Source organism: Glaciihabitans sp. GrIS 2.15, from assembly GCF_035984695.1.
Classification (GTDB): domain Bacteria; phylum Actinomycetota; class Actinomycetes; order Actinomycetales; family Microbacteriaceae; genus Lacisediminihabitans.
This window is the reverse complement of the sequence record NZ_JAXCHU010000011.1, coordinates 84,307-104,620: the sequence shown is the minus strand read 5'-3', so window position 1 is coordinate 104,620 and position 20,314 is coordinate 84,307. Positions and strand designations below refer to the sequence as shown.

Genomic DNA, 20,314 nt, shown 5'->3' with positions numbered 1-20,314 from the left:
GCACCCGGTAGTCGCGCAACGAGTTGACGAGTGAGAGTGGATTTCCCGGAACCGCCGTATCCGGATACTCCAACCACAATCGGTCGCGCGGCTTCGTGACGTCGCGTCTCGATCCGCTGAATAAGTTCGGGTAGCTCCACCGCTCGATCGTACAAGGTGCGTAGCGCACGGACAGATAAGCACGCGAGTCAGCCCAAGCCCGAAAGCGTGACGGCCACCGGACGGTATTTCCCGCCATCGCGAGATCGCGATCAAGGCCTGATTCCGACCGGCAGGAGGGCCCGCAAGCGGAACGGCTACCGGGACGACTCAATCGGCGTACCTCAGTTATGCCCTCGACGGTGTAACTGGGTGTTGGCCCTATGCGGAGAGAATTTTGGCGTTCTTCGAGCGGATAACACGCACGAGGAACCACGCTGAGTGTCGGACCGTGAGCTGAGACATACTTCAGTTAGTGTCACCCAATGGACGATTTCCGACGACTGGATGACTTCTCGGATTCGACCGACGACCCGTTCGGATCGCCGCTCGGCCGACGCGAGCCCCAGACGGTGCGGCGAGAGCCCAGCGCCTCGGTAGCCAAGGCATGGCATCGTGCAGTCGGGGTATTGCTCCTACTGGGCATCGGGGGCGGATCTCTTGCACTCTTGCTGAGCATTCTGGTCGTCAACCTTCTGCCCGCTGTGCTGGTGTGCGTTGTGCTGCTGCTCGCCAGTTCGGTGATCGCGTCCCGATTCCGCCACTCCGCACCCGACCTCACTGCGACCCGACTAATTTGGCGCGTGATCCCAACAGCGGGGATGCTTTACGGGATCGGGCTCGGGTTTACCTTCGCATCAGGGAATCCTCAACTGGATACTGTCACCGTGATAGTTCTTGCCGGCGTCGGAGCAATCGCGGGAATCGTCTGCGCTCTTGGGGCTGCCCTCTCATTAGCGGCCGGCCGGTACGCAACTGGTCGCCACGGCAATCAAATCGGTGGGGCCACCGAATTGGTAGCGATCGCAATCGGATCGCTCGTCGGGGCTGCCGTTGAGATGGCTTGGATTGTGTCAACTGGGCGGTCCCTAGAGCCCGGTTACATCGCGTTCGGACCAGCGGTGACGCTCTCACTCGTCGGAGCATTTCTTCTTTGGCGCTTGCAGAAATCATTCGGCCGCACTCCATCAGGTCGGTGAAATGGTCAGACGCACCACCGGCAGGAACTCGACACAGGCGCGCATCGAATGGGCGCCGCAATTCATCAGGGATGCCACTTTGCTCAGTCACATGTGCGAGGCGAGGCGAGGCGCGCCCGCAACCCGGACGCTCTGCGGGCAATCCCCCGCTGTTATTGGTGGTCTCGCGTGGGAATCTCGTTGCCTGCCCGTTTAGGTGGCCCGGAGCTCAGTCTCAGTTAGCTGCCTGCTACGGGCGCCCTGGCGTAACTTTCGAGGCCCTGTGTGTTGTGGAAGTCTTTGCTTTTTAAAACAGCAGCCCTGTGCTGGTATTGACCTGATTTGCGAACAGAAAGCCAGCTCGGGTTGGACTTACGCGAGCGGAATTAGATCTAGAAGTCTCGAACCACTTGAGATGAGATTCAAGCGTTCACGGTCATGTTTTCAGATTCCGCGTGGTCTCGGTTTGAACGCCTGCTGTCGAACTGTCTGAGATCTGATAACTGTGTGCTTTATCAAGCCAGATGATAAATCCAAAAGGTAGTTGGTAATTCGTGGTGCCGCTCGACAATCAAGCTCGAATCTCGAATTCCATGCTGGTGTCGACGACGTTCGAAAATGAATACCTTGCGGCGAGTGAACACGGCATTCGACGGAGATGATCGCGTCCAGATCGTGGTGCATGATGCTCCACGCAACCTACCGGGCACCCTCGAGGCGAACTATCCGAAAATTACGGCTAGTTGCCTCACCGTCGAGCTCGCCTTCGTCGAGAGCGTTGTGGACGTGCTCATTGACAGTGCGAACGTCGACTCCGAACAGTTCTGCTATTTGCGCCTGCGTTGCCCACACAGTGTCATCGGCGAAACGCACCAGGAGACTGATCGCGCCGTCCGGCGAAGAGTAGAGCTCCACCTCGGCATCCGCCGCGGGGGATCCATGCTGCGCCTCCGGCACAGAGTGCTCCTTCTGAGTGAACGATCCATCGGTGGACTTTGCGGTTGTTCGTCGCGGCTGCCGATCGGTCATTGCGTGTTCCTCTTCCAAGCGGCGTCGGGTACCGCCTACCCTCGCGGTTCAAACTTTGAATCGGTCTGAGCGCAGGATCTCCAGATATTTGGCAGCCTCGGTACCGCCAGGCGTCCCGATCGCGAGGGCCAAAACCATTGCCAGTTCCACTGCTTGGCTATTGCTGCGGGCACCGAGCATATTGCGCGCCTCGCGGATCATGCCGGCATCTACGATGACCCTCGCTGTACGTCCTTTAGGCATTACTACTCCAAACATTCCGCGGTCGAGCAACCAACGGTTTCAGGCCGGCCCTTGCCGGCGAGGGAGTGGACCCGCTGTCCAGTGAGCATGGTGATCCCGCCCTTGATGTGGGGGTGTCCGTGAGCGAGGGCCTCAGGGTGGACCGTCTTCCATACCCGTGTGATCCGCTCCCGCGAGATCACCGACTGCTCCCAGGAGATCCTTCCGGGCCAATCGCCGGCGATCGCGGCACGCCCGGACCGCACCATGACGGGTCCGGTATCGCTCACCGCGATCCCGTCGTGGGTCGTTTGGGCTTCAACGGGTTGAGGTTGACAATTCTCACTTGCGAGAACTCGGGGATTCCATTCGAATCTGGTTGACGCCCTGCCGCTGCACTGAGCAACCCACGGGGGCTTTGTGCCGATGCCTGATCGGTGGTGTTGAGCCAGGCGGCTACCTGTTCGGCGTTCTGGAGCGGCGTGCTGAGCGTTGCAAGAAGCGCCCTCATCTCTGGAAATGGCCGCCCGGTGCCGCTGAACTGGAGCGCCGGATACACGACACCCTTTCCGTGCAGGAATCCGAGGAGCCGACTGGAGCGGCGCTCTTGGTAGATGGCCTGCCGAGTCGCTCCCCGCCACACAACCAGACCCCGCGTCGTGTAGCACGCCCCAACCGCAGGCTCGGTGATGAAGACCGTCGGCAGGCTCGCAAACATCCGATCGGCCATCGCCTCGGGGCCCTCATCCGACCAGGAAACCTGATCCCAATCGACGGTCCGGAGGCGATCGATCAGAGCCCCCACCAAGTCGACTCGAACGTCATCCGGGGTGCCCGTCACGGCCGCCGCTCGTCCGCGATCGAGGTGATCGTCGAGGTCAGATGCCACGTCTTTCCGGTCAAGTAGGTCTCGTCGGACACTTCGAGGTAGCCCTGGCCGCCGACGTGCCAGCCCGGACCGAGAATGCTCAAGACGACTGACTGGTTGTCGTAGGCGGACCTCATAGAGCCGAGGGAAGGACGCCGTTCCCAGCAAATGCGACCGGTGTTGTCGATGATGTGGACGGTTCCGGAGGTGGTGTCTATCCGGTAGCGGCCCGGCTCTATGGGAAGCGTTTCGAAGGTGGTCATCGCGATTCGAGCTCCGTGTTGGGGGGGCCACACCGCAACTGCCGCTGCGTCGGTCAACGGGGCGAGTAACTGCGTGAACAGATCCCGCACGACCGGAAGAGTTCGGCCGGAATCGCTGAACTGGAACGCTGGGTAGGCGACAACTCGATCGTGTGCGAAATCCAGAATGCTGCCGGCCTGGCGCTGCTGGTATAGGGCCTGCCGGGTCACACCCCGCCAAGCCGCCAAACCGCGGGCGGTGAAGCAGGCGCCCACCGGTGGGCCGTCGATGACCTCCGTCGGCAGGCTTGAGACCATCATCTTGGCGACCGGCTCGATGCCCTGATCGGATTCCGGAATTCGCTCCCAGGCAAGGTTCGGGAGACGATCGACGATCGACGATCGACGAGCGCTTCGAGTGACTCGAGGCGAACACCTCTGGCGTCGTTTCTCACGTTTCGGGCTCATCCGTGATGGAGATGATGGTCGCTGTCAGATGGGTGGTGGCTCCAGTTAGGTACCCTTCGTCGGCGACGACGAGGTACCCCTGGTGGCCGACTTCCCACCCTCTACCGAGTTGACTCAGAACCCGCGGCGAGTGATCGTAGCGTTCGATTCCGGCCTCAGGTCCTGGACGTCGTTCCCACGTGGTCCGGCCGGCCACATCGAGAATGTGCACGCTGCCCGAAGACGTCTCGACCCGGTAGATCCCTTGTTGGCGCGTGAGTTTGTCAAAGTGGGTCATGCTGTTCCATTCCGTTGAGTGCATCGAGCGGGCGCGGTGATTCTTAGCTGGGGTACGTCACAGTGCGGAGGAGTCGCAGGTACTCCGCGCCCGGCGCGACGAGGATCTGACGCCCGTTTGCGAGCGCTACGAGGGCGCTGGAGGTCAGCGTCAGCATCCACCCGGCGTAACGGCGACCAAAATAGAAAAGGACTGAGGTATCCCAGCGAAACGGGCGACGAAGGACAAGACGGGCCACCTCGCCAGCTGAATCCAGACCACAATCGACGGGCTCAATCAAGTCGCACGGTTCTGGCGGTTCGGTTGCTGGTCACACTTCACGGTATCCAGCATCGGTCTGCCTGCCAATGGAGTGCGGCCTCGTTGTCGATGAGTCGGTCTTTTGGGGGACTCGGCCTCAGGACTCCGTCACCGGCCTGCGTGACGATCATGTCGAAGGAATGCATCCAGCCCAGCGGCTCTCGCAGGCGACAGGCTTCCCTCCCGGAGTTTGTGAAGCTGGCGGTTCAGCCATCTCGCCATCTGGTATTCGTGCGGATCCGCGCTGTTCAGGCGCGGTTGCTGCCCCTTCTTCTCGAAGAAGATCTGGCACTCCTGAAGCTGGACCGCCCAGGTGGACTGCACCGGGTCCCAGCGGAACGCCGGTGACACGTTCAACCGCTCAATCTGAAAGGCGGACAATCGGATGCGGTAGCGGCGCCGCCGGCGCGCCCACTCGCCATGGTTTCGCTCCTCTTGCGACAACGACTCGCGATTCCTGGTGTTTTCACGCGGGGCACGGTTCGGGTTGCTGGTGCTCCAGAATGCCTCATACGTCGCCAGCGATCGGGCCCACTTCAGGGCCCACTTTGCTGCTCCATCCCATGCGACCGGCACACCGTACGCGACCGACCGTCCGGCCGCTTCATCCCGCTCTGACTGCCGATCGAGCGCCTTCGTTGCCCGCCACAGCATTGCCGCCTTTTCGTGCAGCTCCTGGGCGTCCTTCTTGTCGTTGTCCATGTCGTGCCTTCCCGAGCCACTCGAGTGAGCGGGTTCGGAGAGAACATGCGCGGCAAGGACGATAAACGCGCTGCCAGAGGCGTGCGGCGGAGGGCTTGTCGATGAATCGGCGTTTTGAAATGGAGATCAGCGGCGCTGAGATCATGCGCCTTCATACCGTTGTGTGTGAGTGATCGGCGATTCCCGGTTCGATCCAACGAAAGGAGAATTTCGAATGTTCAGTGGAGGAAAGCGCCTTGGACCGCTCGAACGCGGCATTCAAACAAAGGATCCGAAGCTGATAATTGGCACTCTGAAAGCGCGATGCCTGATCGACGAATCGAAGGATGATTCCTGCTGGGTGTGGCAAGGGGCTCGAAGAGGCCGATACGGCTTCACAGGGAGGGCGGCGACGAACCGCCTCGCCCATCGGGTCATTGCCTGGGCGTCGTTGGGTTGTGTGGGACCGATCGAAATGATGCCCCACATTCACCACACGTGTGGCGTCCCCTTGTGCCTCAATCCCCGGCACCTCATGCCCGTAACCGCTCTTGCTAACATCCTCGAACGGTCTGCGCGCAACGCATTGCTTCAGGAGATTTCTCTCCTTCGCCGAGCATTGGAAGCGATCGATCCGGCGCATCCCATCCTCGATCGGCAATTGCGGTTGGATTCATCAGCAGAAGTTCCAACCCGAAGCATTGTTCATGAGTCCAGTCGGATACGGGTAAACCGGCTCCGGAGGAATTTCGAATACCAAGGCAGGCTTCAGGCGCATGCGCAAAGGCGTTTCGCTGAGATCGTCGAGGTGGACGCGCTCATGGCCCGAGGTATGAAGAGACCAGAAGCATTGAAACGAGCGGGAGTTAGTCGTTCCGTCTACGACGACTGGAAACCCAGGCTCAACCTCGCGCTCAGAGCAGCAGAAGAGTGATGCCAACAGCACGAACCAATGCCTCTAGCGCGGGCATTCTCGCGTCCCATTTCGGTTCAGGCGAGGTAACGAATAAGCAACGGTGATTTTCTTTAGCTCGGCTGTATCCCCGCAAACAGTGCGTTCTCACTTCTACCCCGGGTTTATTACCGTCGATAATCTCAATTATCACTATGACGTCTTGAGAACAGTCCGTGCCGCTCGGCGTCGGCGGAGGTGGCCAGTGATTGGATTCCCGCTGGCGCTGGCGCCAGCGGGATGATGCTTGCTAGCCGGACGAGAGGAGGCTCCGGATGGCGGTCAGCGTCTCGTCGTTCGCTGCTGCGTTGCTAGGGCGTGTCTCCTATATGGGTGGGGGTTTTGAGGGCATTCTGGGGTAATGAGTTCGAAGTCGCTGTCTCGTTTCTGCGTGTTGACTGATCAGCAGTGGGCTCGTCTGGAGTTATTGCTGCCGTCGAACGTGGGGCGTCGAGGTCACCCGTTCGGTGATAGCAGGCGGGTGGTGGAAGGGATCATCTACCGGTATCGGACCGGGATTGCGTGGCGTGATCTGCCACGTTCGGAGTTCGGGCCGTGGCAGACGGTGTGGAAACGTCATCGCCGCTATGCCGGGGACGGGACCTGGGATCGTGCCCTGCAGTTGCTGTTGTCAGAAGCGGACGCGGTGGGCGCCATCGATTGGGCTGTCAGCGTCGACGCGACAATCGCCCGCGCACATCAGCATGCGACGAACACGACCCGCCCCGACCAGGACACAGGGGGCTCTGTCGAATTACAAGAATCTGCCGCTCGCGCAGGTTGAGCCTGCCGGTCATGGGATCGGGCGATCCCGGGGCGGGTGGACGACGAAGATCCACCACGCTGTTGACGGATCCGGCAGGCCTCTGGCGGTCGTGGTCACCGGCGGGCAACGCAACGACGGAGCAATGCTTGAGCAGGTCCTGGCCGACATCCGTGTTCCCCGCCACGGTGGCGGCAGGCCCCGTACCCGACCAGACGCGGTCCTAGCCGACAAGGCCTACTCCAGCGGTGTGATTCGCCGCGCGCTCCGCGCCCGCGGGATCAGCGCTGTGATCCCGGAGAAAAGCGACCAGATCGCCGCCCGCAAACGACGAGGCTGCCGCGGCGGCAGACCACCCTTGCTGGATACCGACGTCTACAAGGATCGCAACGTCGTCGAACGCTCATTCGCACTCAACAAGCAATGGCGTGGCATCGCCACCCGATACAACAAACTCGCCATCACCTACCGCGCCGCCGCAGTACTCCACGCCTGCATCACCTGGACCCGCATATAGGAGACACACCCAAGCTGCGGCGATGAGAATGAGAGCGCTGAGCAGGTTTACCAGGGATCTTGTTCTGGTCGATCATGCAAGAAATCCTTCCTAGTTGCATCGATAAACTCGTCGTCGGAAGCTACATCCAAGTGGAGACCGACGTTTCGCCGAGATGTCGTGGTGTGCCGAATAGCTCCGCCATCTGCGCCTGCCCAGCCCAGACCGTGCTGCCCGGCCGCCTCGAGGAGAAGCCGTTCCAAGCGCTGAAAGATGTTGCCTTTACCTCGGATCATAGCCACGGCATCAGGACCCCCGTGGTGAAGATGGGGCGGGCGAACGTCTCGTCAGAGCTTGCTGTTTCGCTGGGCGAGTGCGCGTGGATCGGTCCTGATGGTCCAAGCGTTCCGGCTTCGTTGCCTTGATCTCACTGCTGTGGCCGCTGATCGGCCCGGCCGGCGCAATCGTGCTTCAATTGCCTCTGCCTGAGGACGAGCATTCAGATCGATCGGAGAACCAACGACGGCTTCGCGCATTCTGTTCATCTTGTATTTCGCGGCCCTGTCGTCGCGATGCCGTGCCGCGAACTCGAGGGCGAGCGCGTCGACGATCACCAAGGAAACAAGGATCTCGCTCGATGCCCCCAAGGTCGACTGATGCGTCGGGATCACGACATCGACGTGGTCCGCGAGCGCTTGTCCAAGCGCCTCGCTGATGAGCACGACGGGGAGTTCCGCTCTCGGAGGTGCGGATGACGACAAGTTCAACCTCATGGAACTGGCGCAGCGGCGCCATCAGGTTTATCGCATCCTCTTTCCGGAGTGGAAGGAGCGCACTTGCAAGTCCGATCCCCGTTTCGGAAATGCCGACGGCGCGTCGACCGTTTCGCGTACTCTGCGTGGCGAAGATCTGTGCGGCTGTACCCGCCTCCCCTCCCCAGTAGCGATATACGACCTCGGCTTGCCGGCCGAGCGCGCAACTCTCGGCAGTTTGGGTCCAAACTCACTTTCGGTGCACCAAACGGTGCGGAGTATGTCAATGCCAGGTTCTCTGTTACCACTGGATCAGACATCACGGGCGACGCTGCCATTTTCCAGGGTGCGCATGGATTGATCGTCGGCGTCACGAATATCGATCCGCATGGGTTTATGAAAATGTACAACGCGGCATCGACGGGCGACTGGAAGACAGCACGAGTCGAGCAGGAGCGGTTGCACAAGTTGCGTTTGATCGCGAAGATCGCCGGAGGGCGGGTCAGCGGCTTCAGCGCAACGATCGGTGCATTCAAGGCCGCCCAGGTGCACCGCGGGGTCATTGACAATGACCTTCTGCAGCCGCTGCTCCAGAGCTTGAACGCCGAGGAACGGTCGGCGGTCGTCGCTGTGGTCACCTCGCAGGGTCTGGGGCAAATCTAAAGGCCTGTAGAAATTCTGGTGGACTTCGACCCGAGGGGAGAGGGATTTGGCCTCCATCACGCCTATGTGCTGGACGTCACAGCTCGATTCTCGTCACGGCATTGGCAATGAGCGGGTTGTACTCGCGCGCGTATGTCTCAACTGACGAGGCAGTTTTGTGGCCCGTTTGTCGCATAATTTCATGATGCGTCGCCCCGTCTCGGAACGCTTGAGTAACGAAGCCTGCCCTGAGGGAGTGTGCGCCGTATTTCTGCGGATTGAATCCGGCCGCAAACATCCGTCTCTTGAGAACATCGTTGACTACATTCCCCGAGATGTGTCGTTCAGTTATGTTGCCCCCTTTCATGATGGGGCGAAAAAGCGGCGCATCCGGGCGTAGCGAACTCAATTCTGGAAGCCGTTCACGGCAAACGTGCTTGGACTCGACCGGTCTGGCGAGCAAGGCTGTCATGTCGCGCGCGTCGCCATGTGGAACGCTAAGGACCCGAATCCAGTGAAAAAATGCGCAAGGCGCGCAAGTTAGTGGATTCCCGCCGTAAGGCAGAGCCTTGAGGAGACCTTTCCCCTCCTGGTCGGTCTTCCCGCTTCGGAGCATGATGTGGAGGCCGTCCTCTTCATGTCGCGCGACATCGCCGATGTTGAATGACGCCAACTCCGACCGGCGGTACGCCCCAACGAAACCAAAGAGCAGGAGGCTCCAGTCGCGTCGCCCTATTACTCCAGCCGGGTAGGAATGCAGGTCAATCTCGTTGAAAGTGCGACGCAGGCCCTTGATTAGGAGTGGTGCCTTCTGCTCTTGCTTGCGAAGCGACATGCGCGCAATGCCGCTCATAAGAAGTTGGACCTCCGGGCTTTCGCCGGGCTTGTGGTGCCCAGCGAGAAAGTGAACTGTATTAATTGAACTCATCCACGTGCGAAGGGTGCCTGTCGCGTAACGTGGGGCACCATCTTCTCGGACCAGCTTGGCGGCTCGGGCGAAGTACGCCGCCACAACGAGCGGTTCTGCCGGCAGCGCTGTATTTCCAGTTTCGCGACACCAAGCAGCGAATGCAGCCCAGTCTGTTTCGTATTGACTAAGTGTAGACGAGGCGAATGCCGAAGCCTGAAAGCTTCGAATGTCCGCGAGAACATCTGAATGTGTGTCGATTTCACGCGGCCCGGCCGTCTCGATGGCATCTTTCATTGAACGACTGCGAGGCCGACCTCCCGAACTTGTCCCGGAAACCGCGTGTCCCTCGCTCATTCTCCTTCCCGCCCTTCGCCGGCCGCCGCGGTGGGCCGGCGTCTCCGGGCAACTGCCGCGAGCGACCGGCTGCTCCTGGTCCACGGGTCGTGGCGCGTCGACACCAGCAGTTCTGACTCGAAAAAGCGCCACATACTTCCGATTCGGTGAGCGGGGAGCGCCCCGGCACGCACCTGGGCGTAAATGGTGGATGCCGAGACGCTGAGCAGCGCGGCGGCTTGGCGTACGGAGAGTGCGGTATTTGTGGTCATACTCTCTCTATGCCGACAGCCGTAAATCGGCTGGAGAGCCCGGAAATGCGGGGATCACAAGCACTCAGAATGTAGTCTGATTTCTGAAATGCAGAAATCATTTGATGCCGGAGATCCTTCGGCGACCAGACACTTGGACGCGGTCGCGAAGGCGACCGTCAAGCGGGAAAAGGCTGAGCGGCACCAAGTGCATGCCGTTCACGCCGCGAGGCATGCGGGCGCGACATGGGCCGAGATCGCTGACGTAGCTTCCAAAGGCTCCGCAGCCTCGGCAGCAAGTTTCTTCGGCGATTCGATGGCCGACCGCGAGATGAAGCGGATCGCCGCCCGCGGAAGAGCAGCGAGACGAAGTCAGACCACAAGATCATAAGCAACTTGCAACGGGGGAGCAGTCGCCCTTCTGGGACTACTCCGTCGCCCCGCCAGTGTCCGTACCCAGGATCCCCTTCATGATGCGACCGAAGGTGGCCGCAGTCTTTTCACCATGCCCTGGTGAAAGGTGCGTGTATCGGTCCAGCGTCACAGTGATGGTCGAATGACCGAGTCGACGTTGAAGTTCGACCATGGAGACACCGTTCTCGATCGCGAGTGAGGCATGGGTGTGTCGAAGGTCGTGTGGCGTTGGGTTCTGGAATATCGGTTGCAGGCCAAGGCGAGCGCAATAGACGGGGTCCTGGGCTCGCGCGATACTCGGGTTCCACGTGCTCGTCAAGAAGCGCCCATGCCATAATTTGTCCGCGCCGCGCCGCCCAATGAAGATCCGCTCGTTCGAACGGCCACGGGGACCTAATGCTGCCACCGTCTCTTCATCGATCGCAATTGTGCGGCGTCCCTTTGCAGTCTTAGGGGGCCCGAGGACCCACTTCTTCTCTGCGGTCAGTTTCCAGGCGCGTCGCACGTTCCATGTCACCGGCTTCGCCTCGAAGTTGAAATCGCCCCACTCGGCCGAACTTGCCTCTGCCCAACGGGCGCCTGTCGCAACAAGGAAAACCACGACCGGTCGATAGAACTCGGGGGTGCACTGCACAAGAACAGACACCTCGCGTTCCGAAAGGAAAACCGCTTCGCGCGGAACGCCCCGGGTGAGCTTCACGCCATGCGCATTGTTCTTCATGGCGAAACCGTGATCAACCGCGGCCGCCAGTATCGACGACAGCAGCCCGTGGTAGTTCGACACGGTCTTCGCGGCGAGCAGGCGTTTCCCGCTGGCGATCGTTTGCTGTTCCTGCCACGCGACCCACTTCGAGACCTCAATTCGGTCTATCGCGCTCAAAGGGAGGTCGCCGAGGAACGGCAGAAAGCTGCGCTTGGAAATTGCCTGATAGTCCGCGATGGTTCCGGAACCAATTGCGCCGAGCATTCCGTTCGCCGGATTCAAGTAACGTTCGGTCCATTCGCGAAGCTTCATTTCGCCGCCCGCGCCAGCACGAGATCGCAGATCGCGCTCTTCGCGAGCGGCTTGCCCGCCCTTGCGGTCTACCGCCTCACCGAAGCTCGCGGCAGCTTCCGAGGTGCGGAATGTCTCCTCGCTCATTTGACCATCGATCCGGAATTGCACCCTCCACAGGACCGTTCCGGAGGGCAACTTGCGGGAGGTGACGGAGGCCATGGAAGTCCAATGATGGGACCGCGAACGACAGAGCCGAACGTCGGTGATCGTCACTCTACGGGCCGATGTAGGCGCAAATGTAGGCACGCGTGAAAAACGCCCCGATTTGGGGCCAAAAATACCGGAAATTCGGGGCTATTTCAGAGCGAGCGACGGGAATCGAACCCGCACTACCTGCTTGGGAAGCAGGAGTTCTGCCATTGAACTACGCTCGCGTGGCCGCAGAACGGCACCTGTGAATACTAGCAACGACGGTTTCGATATGCTCTGTGCATGCTTCTCTCGGATCGCGATATCAAGGCTGAACTCGACTCCGGACGCATCGGGCTTGAGCCCTACGAACCGGCGATGATCCAGCCGTCGAGCATCGACGTGAGGCTTGACCGTTTCTTCCGGCTGTTCGACAACCACAAGTATCCGTTTATCGACCCGGCCGTCGACCAGCCCGACCTCACCCGGCTCGTCGAAGCGGCACCCGACCAGCCGTTCATCCTGCACCCGGGGGAGTTCGTGCTCGGCTCGACTTACGAGCTCGTGACGCTACCGGATGACGTCGCGGCCCGGCTCGAAGGTAAGAGCTCGCTCGGTCGGCTCGGACTTCTCACGCACTCCACCGCCGGTTTCGTCGACCCGGGATTCAGCGGGCACGTCACGCTCGAGCTGTCGAACGTCGCGACCCTGCCGATCAAGCTCTGGCCTGGGATGAAGATCGGCCAGCTCTGCTTCATCCGATTGTCTTCGCCGGCCGAGAAGCCCTACGGCTCAGCCGAGTACGCTTCGCGCTACCAGGGACAGCGGGGACCGACGGCCTCGCGGTCTTTCCAGAACTTCCACCGCACCGACATCTCGCGGGATGAGAGCCTGCTGGATTGAGTTTGAACTGGACCGGCGCGGCTGTGAAGAAGGGCGCGCTACTCGAGCAGGGTCCTGGCTACGCGCCGAGCTGCTCCAGCTGCCAGCCAAGCCACGGGCTGAACGCGAACGGGGCCGCGGTAACAGCCCGTCGCAGCGCATGCGGGTCGAGCCAGGCGAACTCCGAGACTTCTTCCGGGTTCTGCTGCACGACATCCGTCGTCACGGCGCGGTAGACCGGGCAGATCTCGTTCTCTACGATGCCTGAGGCGTCGACCGCGCGGTAACGGAAGTCGGGCAGTACGACCTCGAGGTCGGTCACCGTGATACCGAGTTCCAACCCGGCTCGGCGGATGATGGCATCCGTCAGCGACTCGCCGGGAAAAGGATGCCCGCAGAAGGAGTTTGTCCAAACACCCGGCCAGGTGAGCTTCGACAGCGCGCGACGGGTGACGAGCACGCGCCCCTCTGAGTCGTAAACGTGGCAGGAGAATGCGAGATGGAGCGGGGTGGAGAGACCGTGCACGGAGAATTTCTCGGCCTCGCCGATGGGCTGGCCCGCGTCATCCAGAAGTACGACGAGCTCTGCACGACTGTGCACAGGCCCTGTGCTGCTTTTCATGTGTGTCCGTTACCCTGAAGAGGTGACCGGCCAGAACCTGAGGACTCCTGTGAAAGGGAGCGAATCTCGGGAAGCGGCCGTGCTGAAGCGTCGCTCCAGCCTAACCTCCGCTGCACCGGGCAGGACCGCACAATGACCAACCACAGCAACCGTCCTGCCACCGACTCCACCCTGTACGACCGGGTCGCGGAGGAGACGGCGAGCGTCGTCATCCGCCGCTATTCCACCTCCTTCGGGCTGGCCTCCCGCCTCCTGGCGCCGTCGATCCGCCGCCACGTCGAGAACATCTACGCGCTCGTACGGGTGGCCGATGAGGTTGTGGACGGGGGAGCAGCGGATGCCAAGCTCGATCCGCTCGAAGCGGCTCGGGTGCTCAACGACTTCGAGCGCGACACCGAGGCGGCGCTCGACTCGGGGTACAGCACCAACTTCGTCATCCACGCCTTTGCGCGAAGCGCTCGCGCAACGGGCTTCGGCCGCGAGCTCACCCAGCCCTTCTTCGAGTCGATGCGCATGGACCTGGTGCAGACCGAGCATGACGACCAAAGTTTCGAAACCTATGTCTACGGATCCGCGGAAGTCGTCGGCCTCATGTGCCTCGGGACCTTTCTGCAGGGGATGCCCGTTTCGCCGCCGGAACTCGCCCGGTTCGAGCACGGCGCTCGCAAGCTCGGCGCGGCGTTCCAGAAGATCAACTTTTTGCGGGACCTGTCAGCCGACTTCGAGACGCTCGGTCGCAGCTACTTTCCCGGCGTGAGTGTCGACACATTCAGCGAAGCGGACAAGACCCGACTACTCGACGACATCGACGCTGATCTGCGCGACTCGGCGTCGGTGGTGCCACTGCTTCCGGTCACCTCGCGACGGGCCGTCGCCCTCGCCCAGGGACTCTTCACCGAACTCGCCGTGCGCCTGCGAGCGACTCCGGCGGATCGTCTCGTGCACACCCGCGTTCGCGTGCCGAACCCGGTGAAGCTTCGCATCGCGGCTGGCGCTCTGGCCGGTCGCACCCCCCGATCCACCCTCTCCATCACCAGCAGGACAAGACCGAAAGCAGCATCATGAGCAACATCGTCGTCATCGGCGGAGGAATCGCCGGACTGGCGTCCGCGGCACTACTCGCGAAAGACGGACACGAGGTGACGGTGCTCGAGGGCCGTCCGAGTGTCGGCGGTCGCGTCGGCTCCTGGGAGCGCGACGGCTTCCGATTCGACACCGGACCCAGCTGGTACTTGATGCCGGAGGTATTCGATCACTTTTTCCGCCTCCTCGGGACGACCGCGGAGGAACAACTGCGGCTGGTAACTCTCGATCCCGGTTACCGGGTGCTGTTCGAGGGCGTGGCTGAGCCGATCGACATCACCGCGAGCCGCGAGGAGAATCTCGAGCTGTTCGACCGGATCGAGCCGGGATCCCGTCGCCGCATGGAGAAGTACCTCGACTCCGCGCGCGACGTGTACGAGATCGCCAAGAAGCGATTCCTCTACACGAGCTTCGCCGACATCCGTCCGCTCTTGCGAAAGGACGTGCTCTCACGCACCGGCAGGCTGGTCTCGCTGTTGCTCACCCCGCTCGCCACACTGGTTCGACGCACGGTGAAGGATGCGCGGCTGCAGCAGATCCTCGGCTACCCGGCCGTCTTCCTCGGTTCATCGCCATATATCGCTCCGAGCATGTACCACCTGATGAGTCACCTCGATCTTGAAGGGGGAGTGCTGTATCCGATGGGTGGATTCACCGAACTCATCGCCCGGATCGAAGCGCTCGCCGAAGCTCAGGGCGTGACCATCATCACCGACTCACCCGTCACGGCGATCAATTCGCGGGACGGAGTCGTCACCGGAGTCGACTACACGGATGCCGCTGGCACGACGCGCACGCTCGTGGCCGACATCGTGGTCTCGGCCGCCGACCTGCACCACACTGAAACGGCACTGCTTCCGCCTGCGTTGCAGACCTTCCCGGAAGAGTATTGGGATCGAAAATTAGCCGGACCGAGTGCTTTGCTCATCTACCTGGGAGTGAAGGGCGAGCTGCCCCAGCTCGAGCACCACACCCTCTTCTTCGCCCGCGATTGGAAGGATGGGTTCGATAAAATTTTCGGTGACAATCCGTCTATTCCCGATCCGGCATCCATCTACGTCTGCAAGCCGAGCGGTATCGATCGCTCCACCGCCCCGGACGGGTACGAGAACCTCTTCGTGCTGGTACCCATTCCCGCCGACCCCACGATCGGCAAGGGTGATGTGGACGGCGATGGCGACACTCGCATTGAGACCCTCGCCGACCGGGTGATCTCGCAGATCTCGGTCTGGGCGGGCATTCCGGACCTCGCATCGCGCATCACGCTGCGTCGCACCCTCGGCCCCGGCGACTTCGCGAGCGACCTCAACTCGTGGCGGGGCACCGCCCTCGGTCCGGCACACACGCTCGCGCAGAGCGCCATGTTCCGGTCGGGAAATAAGAGCAGAAAGGTTGAGGGGTTGTTCTACTCTGGCGGCTCCACGATCCCCGGAATCGGACTGCCGATGTGCCTCATCAGCGCCGAGGTTGTTCTCAAGCGCATCCGCGGGGACCGCTCGACCGAACCACTCGCCGAGCCCCTTCAGCGCACGCTCCCCTGATGGCGGTGCTGTACCTGGTATCGCTGGCCGTGGCCCTCACTGGCATGGTGATGCTCGACCGGCGATTCCGTCTGTTCTTCTGGCGCGACGCCCGCCGGGCGGCGATCGTGCTCCTCGCCGGGCTGGTCTTCTTCGTGGCCTGGGATCTCTCGGGAATCGGCCTCGGGATCTTCTTCCGCGGGGAGACCTCGTTCATGACCGGCCTCGTCCTGGCCCCCGAATTTCCGTTGGAAGAGCTCTTCTTCCTCACGCTGCTCTGCTACCTCACGATGAACCTGTTCGGCTTTCTCTCCCGGTGGTCGTCCGGGTCGACCGGGTCGTCCGCCGCCGTATCGAGGCGCGGTACCGGAGGAGCGGCCCGGTGAACTATTGGCAACTCAACGTGATCTTCCTCGCCGCGGTGGCGGTGACCGGATGCTTCGCGCTTGCCAAATCCCGCCGTGCGATGCCCTGGCTGCCGATCGTCGGTGCCCTCGGCATCCTGCTGCTCGTGACGGCGGTGTTCGACAACGTGATGATCGGGGTCGGCCTGGTCGGCTATCACGCGGCGAAGATCAGTGGGGTGTTCATCGGAATCGCGCCGCTGGAGGATTTCGCATACGCGGTGGCCGCCGCAGTACTGCTTCCGTCCGTGTGGCTGCTGCTGCCCGGGAGGTCTCGTGAGGAATCTTAGGAGCCTGTTCGTGTCATCCCGGCCACTGAGCTGGGTGAACACCGCCTTCCCCTTCGCGGCGGCCTACTTCATGTCAACCCGGCAGATCGATGTGGTCCTCATCGTCGGCACCATCTACTTCCTCATCCCGTACAACCTCGCAATGTATGGCATCAACGACGTGTTCGACTACGAGTCCGATCTGCGCAATCCGCGCAAGGGCGGGGTCGAGGGCGCACTTCTCGATCCGAGTGTGCATCGACTCACTCTGCGTGCGGCGTTGATTCTCAATGTGCCATTCCTCGTTTTCCTCATCGCGGTGGGAAATCCGCTGTCGTGGGTGGTCCTCGCCATCAGTGTCTTCGCGGTGATTGCCTACTCCGCCCCCGGCCTGCGGTTCAAAGAGCGGCCCTTCATCGACTCGCTCACGTCGAGCACCCATTTCGTGTCGCCGGCCATCTATGGTTTCGTACTCGCGGCGGTGATGTTCACGCCCGCGCTGTGGGCTTTGCTCGCGGCGTTCTTTCTCTGGGGTATCGCCTCCCACGCGTTCGGGGCCGTGCAAGACATCGTGGCCGACCGCGACGGCGGAATCTCGTCCATCGCTACCGTGATCGGCGGCCGCGCTACGGTGCGCCTGGCCTTTTCTGCCTATTTGCTGGGGGGTATCCTGCTCCTCTTCACGCATTTCCCCGGACCGTTCGCGGCGATACTGGTGCTGCCGTATGCGGTGACTGTGATGCCGTTCTGGAACATCACGGATGCCGACGCCCAGACCGCGAACCGGGGCTGGAGGCGGTTCCTCGCCATCAATTTCGCGGTCGGATTTCTCGTCACGATGCTCCTGAGCTGGTACGGGATCCTCACCGTGGGCTGTGTCGGCGGCACCGCCGCCGATTCGGGATCGAGCATTCCCCTGCCGATTGTGGAGGCCGGGATAGGGCAGTCGCGGGACTTCGTCGGCTGTCACTAGGTGGGTTCGGAGCGCGTTGCCAGCAGGCGTGGTGACGCAGGCGCGCGTGGGGGTGCGGGGCACGGGGGCGCGGGGTCCGCGGTCGCACCGGGCGGGCGCGTGCGCGCGGCGGGGCACTCCCGGGCGCGGTCGCACCGGGCGACCGCGAGTGCTTGTGGCGGGGAACCTGGGGGCGCGAGTGCGCGCGGGTTCCGCGGTCGCACCGGGGTCCGCGAGTGCTCGCGGCGGGGAAAACTCCTCGCGGCGGGAGTCGTAACTCCCGCCGCGAGGTTCTACTCCCTCCGGGAGCTGGCGTTTCCCCCGCCGCGACACTCGGGCCGCCCCCTGCGCAGCCTTCGACGCGAACCGCGCGCCCGATCGTCAGCAATGTGCCCGAACGAAGGACGGCATAGCTGACGAATCGCCGCATGGTCCGGTATCCGACCGGCACTGTTGGCACACCGCGCGCGTCAGCGCTGACTACGCAGCAAAAACACTGGGGGTTGAGCAACACTCGCCGGTCGGATGAAGTTGAGTTTCTTGATGTACGACCATCTTGAGGGGGTCTAATGCGAAAGACCGCCACGGTCTATGACGTTGCCGCCCATGCCGGAGCGTCGATCGCGACTGTCTCGCGGGTCTTTCGTCGTCCCGGGGCTGAGCGCTGTGAACTGCTGTTCTGACGCAGTGGCGCGCGCATCTAGGAGTTCGGTGATATCCGCGGGGCCGAGGCGTCTGGCGAAGAACAGCCGCAGCAGGAACGGCTCCCGCACGGAGTGCGCGTCGAGCGGCGACGCGAGCCAGCGATCGAGCTCGGCGGCGCCGCCTGGGTGAGGTGATGCACCTTGCGATCGCGGAGGTCGGACTGGGAGATGACCTCGATGGTAACCAGGTCGTCCTGCGCCAGCTTGGCGAGAAGGCGGTAGATCTGGGCTTGGTCAGTCATCCAGAACTGGCGGATACTTCCGTTGAAGTGCGCCTTGAGGTCGTAGCCGGTGCTCGGGGCTGCGGAGAGGAGGCCGAGGATCGCCTGGTGGAGAGTCCTGGGGCGAGCATATGGGATACGGAGTATGTACGTAAAGTCCTACTTGACAGAATGGGCGTCGACCCTCCTTGACGGGCGTCGAGCGCCGTGGGTAGGGCAGCTCCGGTCGCCAGAGCGACCTGTTCGACCGGCGCGGGTCGCTGAGTGACCTATTCGACCGGCGGCGGTACTGGGGGTGCGGGGGTCGGATCGGTCCACCCAAGGTTGCGCGCCATCCGCTCAAGAGTCTGAAGAGTCTGGGCGTACTGCTGCTCGGAGATGCCGTCAGCGGTGATCACCCTGGTCTTGTCGACGGTGGAGGCGAGGGCCGCGAGGGCGGCACGACCGGGGTCGGTGAGGGAGTAACCCGATGGCGAGAGTAGGACCCATCCGCTGCCCACGAGCTCGGCGAGATGCTCCTTGACGGTCTCGTCATCGATCGTCGAGAGAAAAGGCGCGAGTGTCGCATCCAGTTGCGCGCCGGTCGCATTCCCACGGGAGAGCACGTTAAGCAACTGCCACTGACGGCGGGTCACACCGTGCTCCTCGAGGGTGTTGGCGAACCGTTCGTCGATCAGGCGGTCGACGAGCTTGAGCCAGAAGCCGATAGGGCGCTGATCGGTCATGAGCACAGGGTAGCGGGCAGTGGCCCTCCAGTGGGCGAAGCGGAGCTCGCCGGGGAGTCGTGTAGGGCGGAGCAGCGTGCGCGCGCAGCAATGTGCCTCGCCTGGCCGTGGCACGGGTCTCGATCCGCGCGCGGCGCACCGAACTCGACCACCGGCTCGCGCATCTTCCGATCAGTGGGCCTCAGTACTCAAAGCCGAGTTCCTCGGGGTAGTCACCGAGCGCGGTGAGGGTGATCGCGGCCTTCTTCAGGTGGGCGAGGGTAAGACCGAGCACGCCCGGTCCGAAACTCACCCGGGCGATGCCAAGCTCGGCGAGCTTCTTCAGCGACACCGAGGTGGGGTTGGAGATCACCGACACCGGGCCGTGGATATCGCGGATGGCCCGCTCGACGAGCCCCTCGGTGGGCAGCCGAAGCATGAAGATGCTCGTGGCGCCGGCATCCAGGTAGCGGTTGGCGCGCTCCATGGCTCCGGCCCAGTCGGCCGGGTTGCTCACCAGCGCATCGACGCGGGCGTTGATCGCGAGCGGCACGCCGGCGGCGTCGGCGGCGGCCCGGGCGGCGGCGATGCGAGCCACCGAGCTCTCGAGATCGCGCAGGGGACCGGATGCCGCCTGCAGCGAGTCCTCGATGTTGAGGCCAGCGGCCCCCGCCTCGATCAACCGCGCCACGTTGTCACGAACGCCCGCGGAATCCGCTGCATAGCCTTTTTCAAAATCGACCGAGACCGGGATCCTCACGGCTCCGGTGATGATGCGCGCGGCCTCGAGGGCCTGTTGCACCGTGAGGCCCTCATTATCGGGCACCCCGTGGGCGAAGCTGACGGCGTGGCTGGCCGTGGCGAGAGCCGTAACCCCCTTTGCCTCGGCGACGATCCGGGCGGTGACGGCATCCCAGATGTTTACGACGATGAGCGGAGTACCGGGGGTGTGGAGGGAGGTGAGCAGGGCAGCTTTGTCGGCAGTGGACATCATTGCATCAGCCTGTCAT

Annotated in this window: 26 protein-coding genes and 1 tRNA gene; 12 read left to right on the top strand and 15 right to left on the bottom strand. The window is 62.4% G+C overall.

What is annotated here, in order from left to right:
* Positions 1-464: 464 nt before the first annotated feature.
* Positions 465-1,178, top strand: coding sequence for a hypothetical protein (locus RCH11_RS15065; RefSeq protein ID WP_327057837.1), 714 nt, complete (start codon positions 465-467; stop codon positions 1,176-1,178).
* A gap of 678 nt (positions 1,179-1,856) precedes the next feature.
* Here the strand turns inward: RCH11_RS15065 and RCH11_RS15060 are convergent.
* The 7 genes from RCH11_RS15060 to RCH11_RS15030 all read right to left on the bottom strand — a co-directional run bounded on the left by RCH11_RS15060 (position 1,857) and on the right by RCH11_RS15030 (position 5,265).
* Positions 1,857-2,186 carry a hypothetical protein gene (locus RCH11_RS15060; RefSeq protein WP_327057836.1) on the bottom strand — a complete coding sequence of 110 codons (330 nt, stop codon included), beginning with the start codon at positions 2,184-2,186 and terminating at the stop codon, positions 1,857-1,859.
* 48 nt (positions 2,187-2,234) lie between these two features.
* The gene (locus tag RCH11_RS15055; RefSeq protein ID WP_327057835.1) at positions 2,235-2,429 is read right to left on the bottom strand and encodes a hypothetical protein; all 195 of its coding nucleotides are present in this window, start codon (positions 2,427-2,429) and stop codon (positions 2,235-2,237) included.
* 265 nt (positions 2,430-2,694) lie between these two features.
* On the bottom strand, positions 2,695-3,249 hold the full coding sequence (locus RCH11_RS15050) for a hypothetical protein (RefSeq protein ID WP_327057834.1): 555 nt from the start codon (positions 3,247-3,249) through the stop codon (positions 2,695-2,697).
* Positions 3,246-3,986 carry a hypothetical protein gene (locus RCH11_RS15045; protein ID WP_327057833.1) on the bottom strand — a complete coding sequence of 247 codons (741 nt, stop codon included), beginning with the start codon at positions 3,984-3,986 and terminating at the stop codon, positions 3,246-3,248. Before RCH11_RS15045 ends, RCH11_RS15050 begins: the two co-directional genes overlap by 4 nt.
* On the bottom strand, positions 3,970-4,263 hold the full coding sequence (locus RCH11_RS15040; protein ID WP_327057832.1) for a hypothetical protein: 294 nt from the start codon (positions 4,261-4,263) through the stop codon (positions 3,970-3,972). The genes RCH11_RS15045 and RCH11_RS15040 overlap by 17 nt, the downstream gene beginning before the upstream one ends.
* Positions 4,264-4,306: 43 nt before the next feature.
* Complete coding sequence (locus tag RCH11_RS15035; protein WP_327057831.1) at positions 4,307-4,501, bottom strand: hypothetical protein; 195 nt, start codon at positions 4,499-4,501, stop codon at positions 4,307-4,309.
* 170 nt (positions 4,502-4,671) lie between these two features.
* A complete protein-coding gene (locus tag RCH11_RS15030) occupies positions 4,672-5,265 on the bottom strand; it encodes a hypothetical protein (protein WP_327057830.1) in 594 nt (197 codons plus the stop codon).
* Between the two features lie 169 nt (positions 5,266-5,434).
* Here RCH11_RS15030 and RCH11_RS15025 point away from each other — a divergent pair, with 169 nt between their 5' ends.
* From RCH11_RS15025 to RCH11_RS15010, 4 genes are all read left to right on the top strand, one after another.
* Positions 5,435-6,178, top strand: coding sequence for an HNH endonuclease (locus RCH11_RS15025; protein WP_327057829.1), 744 nt, complete (start codon positions 5,435-5,437; stop codon positions 6,176-6,178).
* A 379-nt stretch (positions 6,179-6,557) separates the two neighbouring features.
* Positions 6,558-7,476 (top strand): IS5 family transposase gene (locus tag RCH11_RS15020; protein ID WP_327057828.1). Its coding sequence is split into 2 segments (ribosomal slippage): positions 6,558-6,935 and positions 6,937-7,476, totalling 918 coding nucleotides; the frame shifts between segments, so codons are not numbered across the junction.
* A 59-nt stretch (positions 7,477-7,535) separates the two neighbouring features.
* Entirely contained in the window at positions 7,536-7,880 is a 345-nt protein-coding gene (locus RCH11_RS15015) for a hypothetical protein (protein ID WP_327057827.1), read from the top strand.
* Positions 7,881-8,276: 396 nt separating this feature from the next.
* A complete protein-coding gene (locus RCH11_RS15010) occupies positions 8,277-8,870 on the top strand; it encodes a dihydrodipicolinate synthase family protein (protein WP_327057826.1) in 594 nt (197 codons plus the stop codon).
* A gap of 76 nt (positions 8,871-8,946) precedes the next feature.
* Here RCH11_RS15010 and RCH11_RS15005 read toward each other — a convergent pair whose 3' ends face one another.
* The 4 genes from RCH11_RS15005 to RCH11_RS14990 form a co-directional block, all read right to left on the bottom strand.
* Positions 8,947-10,053 (bottom strand): site-specific integrase, encoded by a 1,107-nt coding sequence (locus tag RCH11_RS15005; RefSeq protein ID WP_327057825.1) that lies wholly within the window; start codon positions 10,051-10,053, stop codon positions 8,947-8,949.
* A gap of 56 nt (positions 10,054-10,109) precedes the next feature.
* Complete coding sequence (locus RCH11_RS15000; protein ID WP_327057824.1) at positions 10,110-10,364, bottom strand: helix-turn-helix domain-containing protein; 255 nt, start codon at positions 10,362-10,364, stop codon at positions 10,110-10,112.
* Positions 10,365-10,770: 406 nt separating this feature from the next.
* Positions 10,771-11,898, bottom strand: a complete 1,128-nt coding sequence (locus tag RCH11_RS14995; protein ID WP_327057823.1) for a tyrosine-type recombinase/integrase — start codon at positions 11,896-11,898, stop codon at positions 10,771-10,773.
* A gap of 219 nt (positions 11,899-12,117) precedes the next feature.
* Positions 12,118-12,188, bottom strand: a tRNA-Gly gene (locus RCH11_RS14990).
* Between the two features lie 58 nt (positions 12,189-12,246).
* On the opposite strand from RCH11_RS14990, the gene dcd reads away from it, so the two are divergent.
* Positions 12,247-12,846: a dCTP deaminase gene (gene dcd, locus RCH11_RS14985; RefSeq protein ID WP_327057822.1), complete on the top strand. Its 600-nt coding sequence runs from the start codon at positions 12,247-12,249 to the stop codon at positions 12,844-12,846.
* Positions 12,847-12,904: 58 nt separating this feature from the next.
* Here dcd and idi read toward each other — a convergent pair whose 3' ends face one another.
* On the bottom strand, positions 12,905-13,447 hold the full coding sequence (gene idi / locus RCH11_RS14980) for an isopentenyl-diphosphate Delta-isomerase (protein WP_327057821.1): 543 nt from the start codon (positions 13,445-13,447) through the stop codon (positions 12,905-12,907).
* Between the two features lie 132 nt (positions 13,448-13,579).
* Here idi and RCH11_RS14975 point away from each other — a divergent pair, with 132 nt between their 5' ends.
* The 6 genes from RCH11_RS14975 (at position 13,580) to RCH11_RS18235 (ending at position 18,358) form a co-directional block, all read left to right on the top strand.
* Complete coding sequence (locus tag RCH11_RS14975; RefSeq protein ID WP_327057820.1) at positions 13,580-14,512, top strand: phytoene/squalene synthase family protein; 933 nt, start codon at positions 13,580-13,582, stop codon at positions 14,510-14,512.
* A complete protein-coding gene (gene crtI, locus RCH11_RS14970) occupies positions 14,509-16,071 on the top strand; it encodes a phytoene desaturase family protein (protein WP_327057819.1) in 1,563 nt (520 codons plus the stop codon). Before RCH11_RS14975 ends, crtI begins: the two co-directional genes overlap by 4 nt.
* Complete coding sequence (locus tag RCH11_RS14965; RefSeq protein WP_327057818.1) at positions 16,071-16,436, top strand: lycopene cyclase domain-containing protein; 366 nt, start codon at positions 16,071-16,073, stop codon at positions 16,434-16,436. Before crtI ends, RCH11_RS14965 begins: the two co-directional genes overlap by 1 nt.
* Entirely contained in the window at positions 16,433-16,744 is a 312-nt protein-coding gene (locus tag RCH11_RS14960; protein WP_327057817.1) for a lycopene cyclase domain-containing protein, read from the top strand. The genes RCH11_RS14965 and RCH11_RS14960 overlap by 4 nt, the downstream gene beginning before the upstream one ends.
* 10 nt (positions 16,745-16,754) lie before the next feature.
* On the top strand, positions 16,755-17,696 hold the full coding sequence (locus tag RCH11_RS14955) for a prenyltransferase (protein ID WP_327057816.1): 942 nt from the start codon (positions 16,755-16,757) through the stop codon (positions 17,694-17,696).
* Between the two features lie 548 nt (positions 17,697-18,244).
* Positions 18,245-18,358: a LacI family DNA-binding transcriptional regulator gene (locus tag RCH11_RS18235; protein WP_442789057.1), complete on the top strand. Its 114-nt coding sequence runs from the start codon at positions 18,245-18,247 to the stop codon at positions 18,356-18,358.
* A gap of 17 nt (positions 18,359-18,375) precedes the next feature.
* On the opposite strand, the gene RCH11_RS18230 is transcribed toward RCH11_RS18235, so the two are convergent.
* The 3 genes from RCH11_RS18230 to RCH11_RS14945 form a co-directional block, all read right to left on the bottom strand.
* On the bottom strand, positions 18,376-18,702 hold the full coding sequence (locus tag RCH11_RS18230) for a PadR family transcriptional regulator (protein ID WP_442789056.1): 327 nt from the start codon (positions 18,700-18,702) through the stop codon (positions 18,376-18,378).
* 167 nt (positions 18,703-18,869) lie between these two features.
* Positions 18,870-19,325: a MarR family winged helix-turn-helix transcriptional regulator gene (locus RCH11_RS14950; RefSeq protein ID WP_327057815.1), complete on the bottom strand. Its 456-nt coding sequence runs from the start codon at positions 19,323-19,325 to the stop codon at positions 18,870-18,872.
* A gap of 181 nt (positions 19,326-19,506) precedes the next feature.
* The gene (locus tag RCH11_RS14945; RefSeq protein WP_327057814.1) at positions 19,507-20,298 is read right to left on the bottom strand and encodes an isocitrate lyase/PEP mutase family protein; all 792 of its coding nucleotides are present in this window, start codon (positions 20,296-20,298) and stop codon (positions 19,507-19,509) included.
* Between the last annotated feature and the right edge of the window lie 16 nt (positions 20,299-20,314).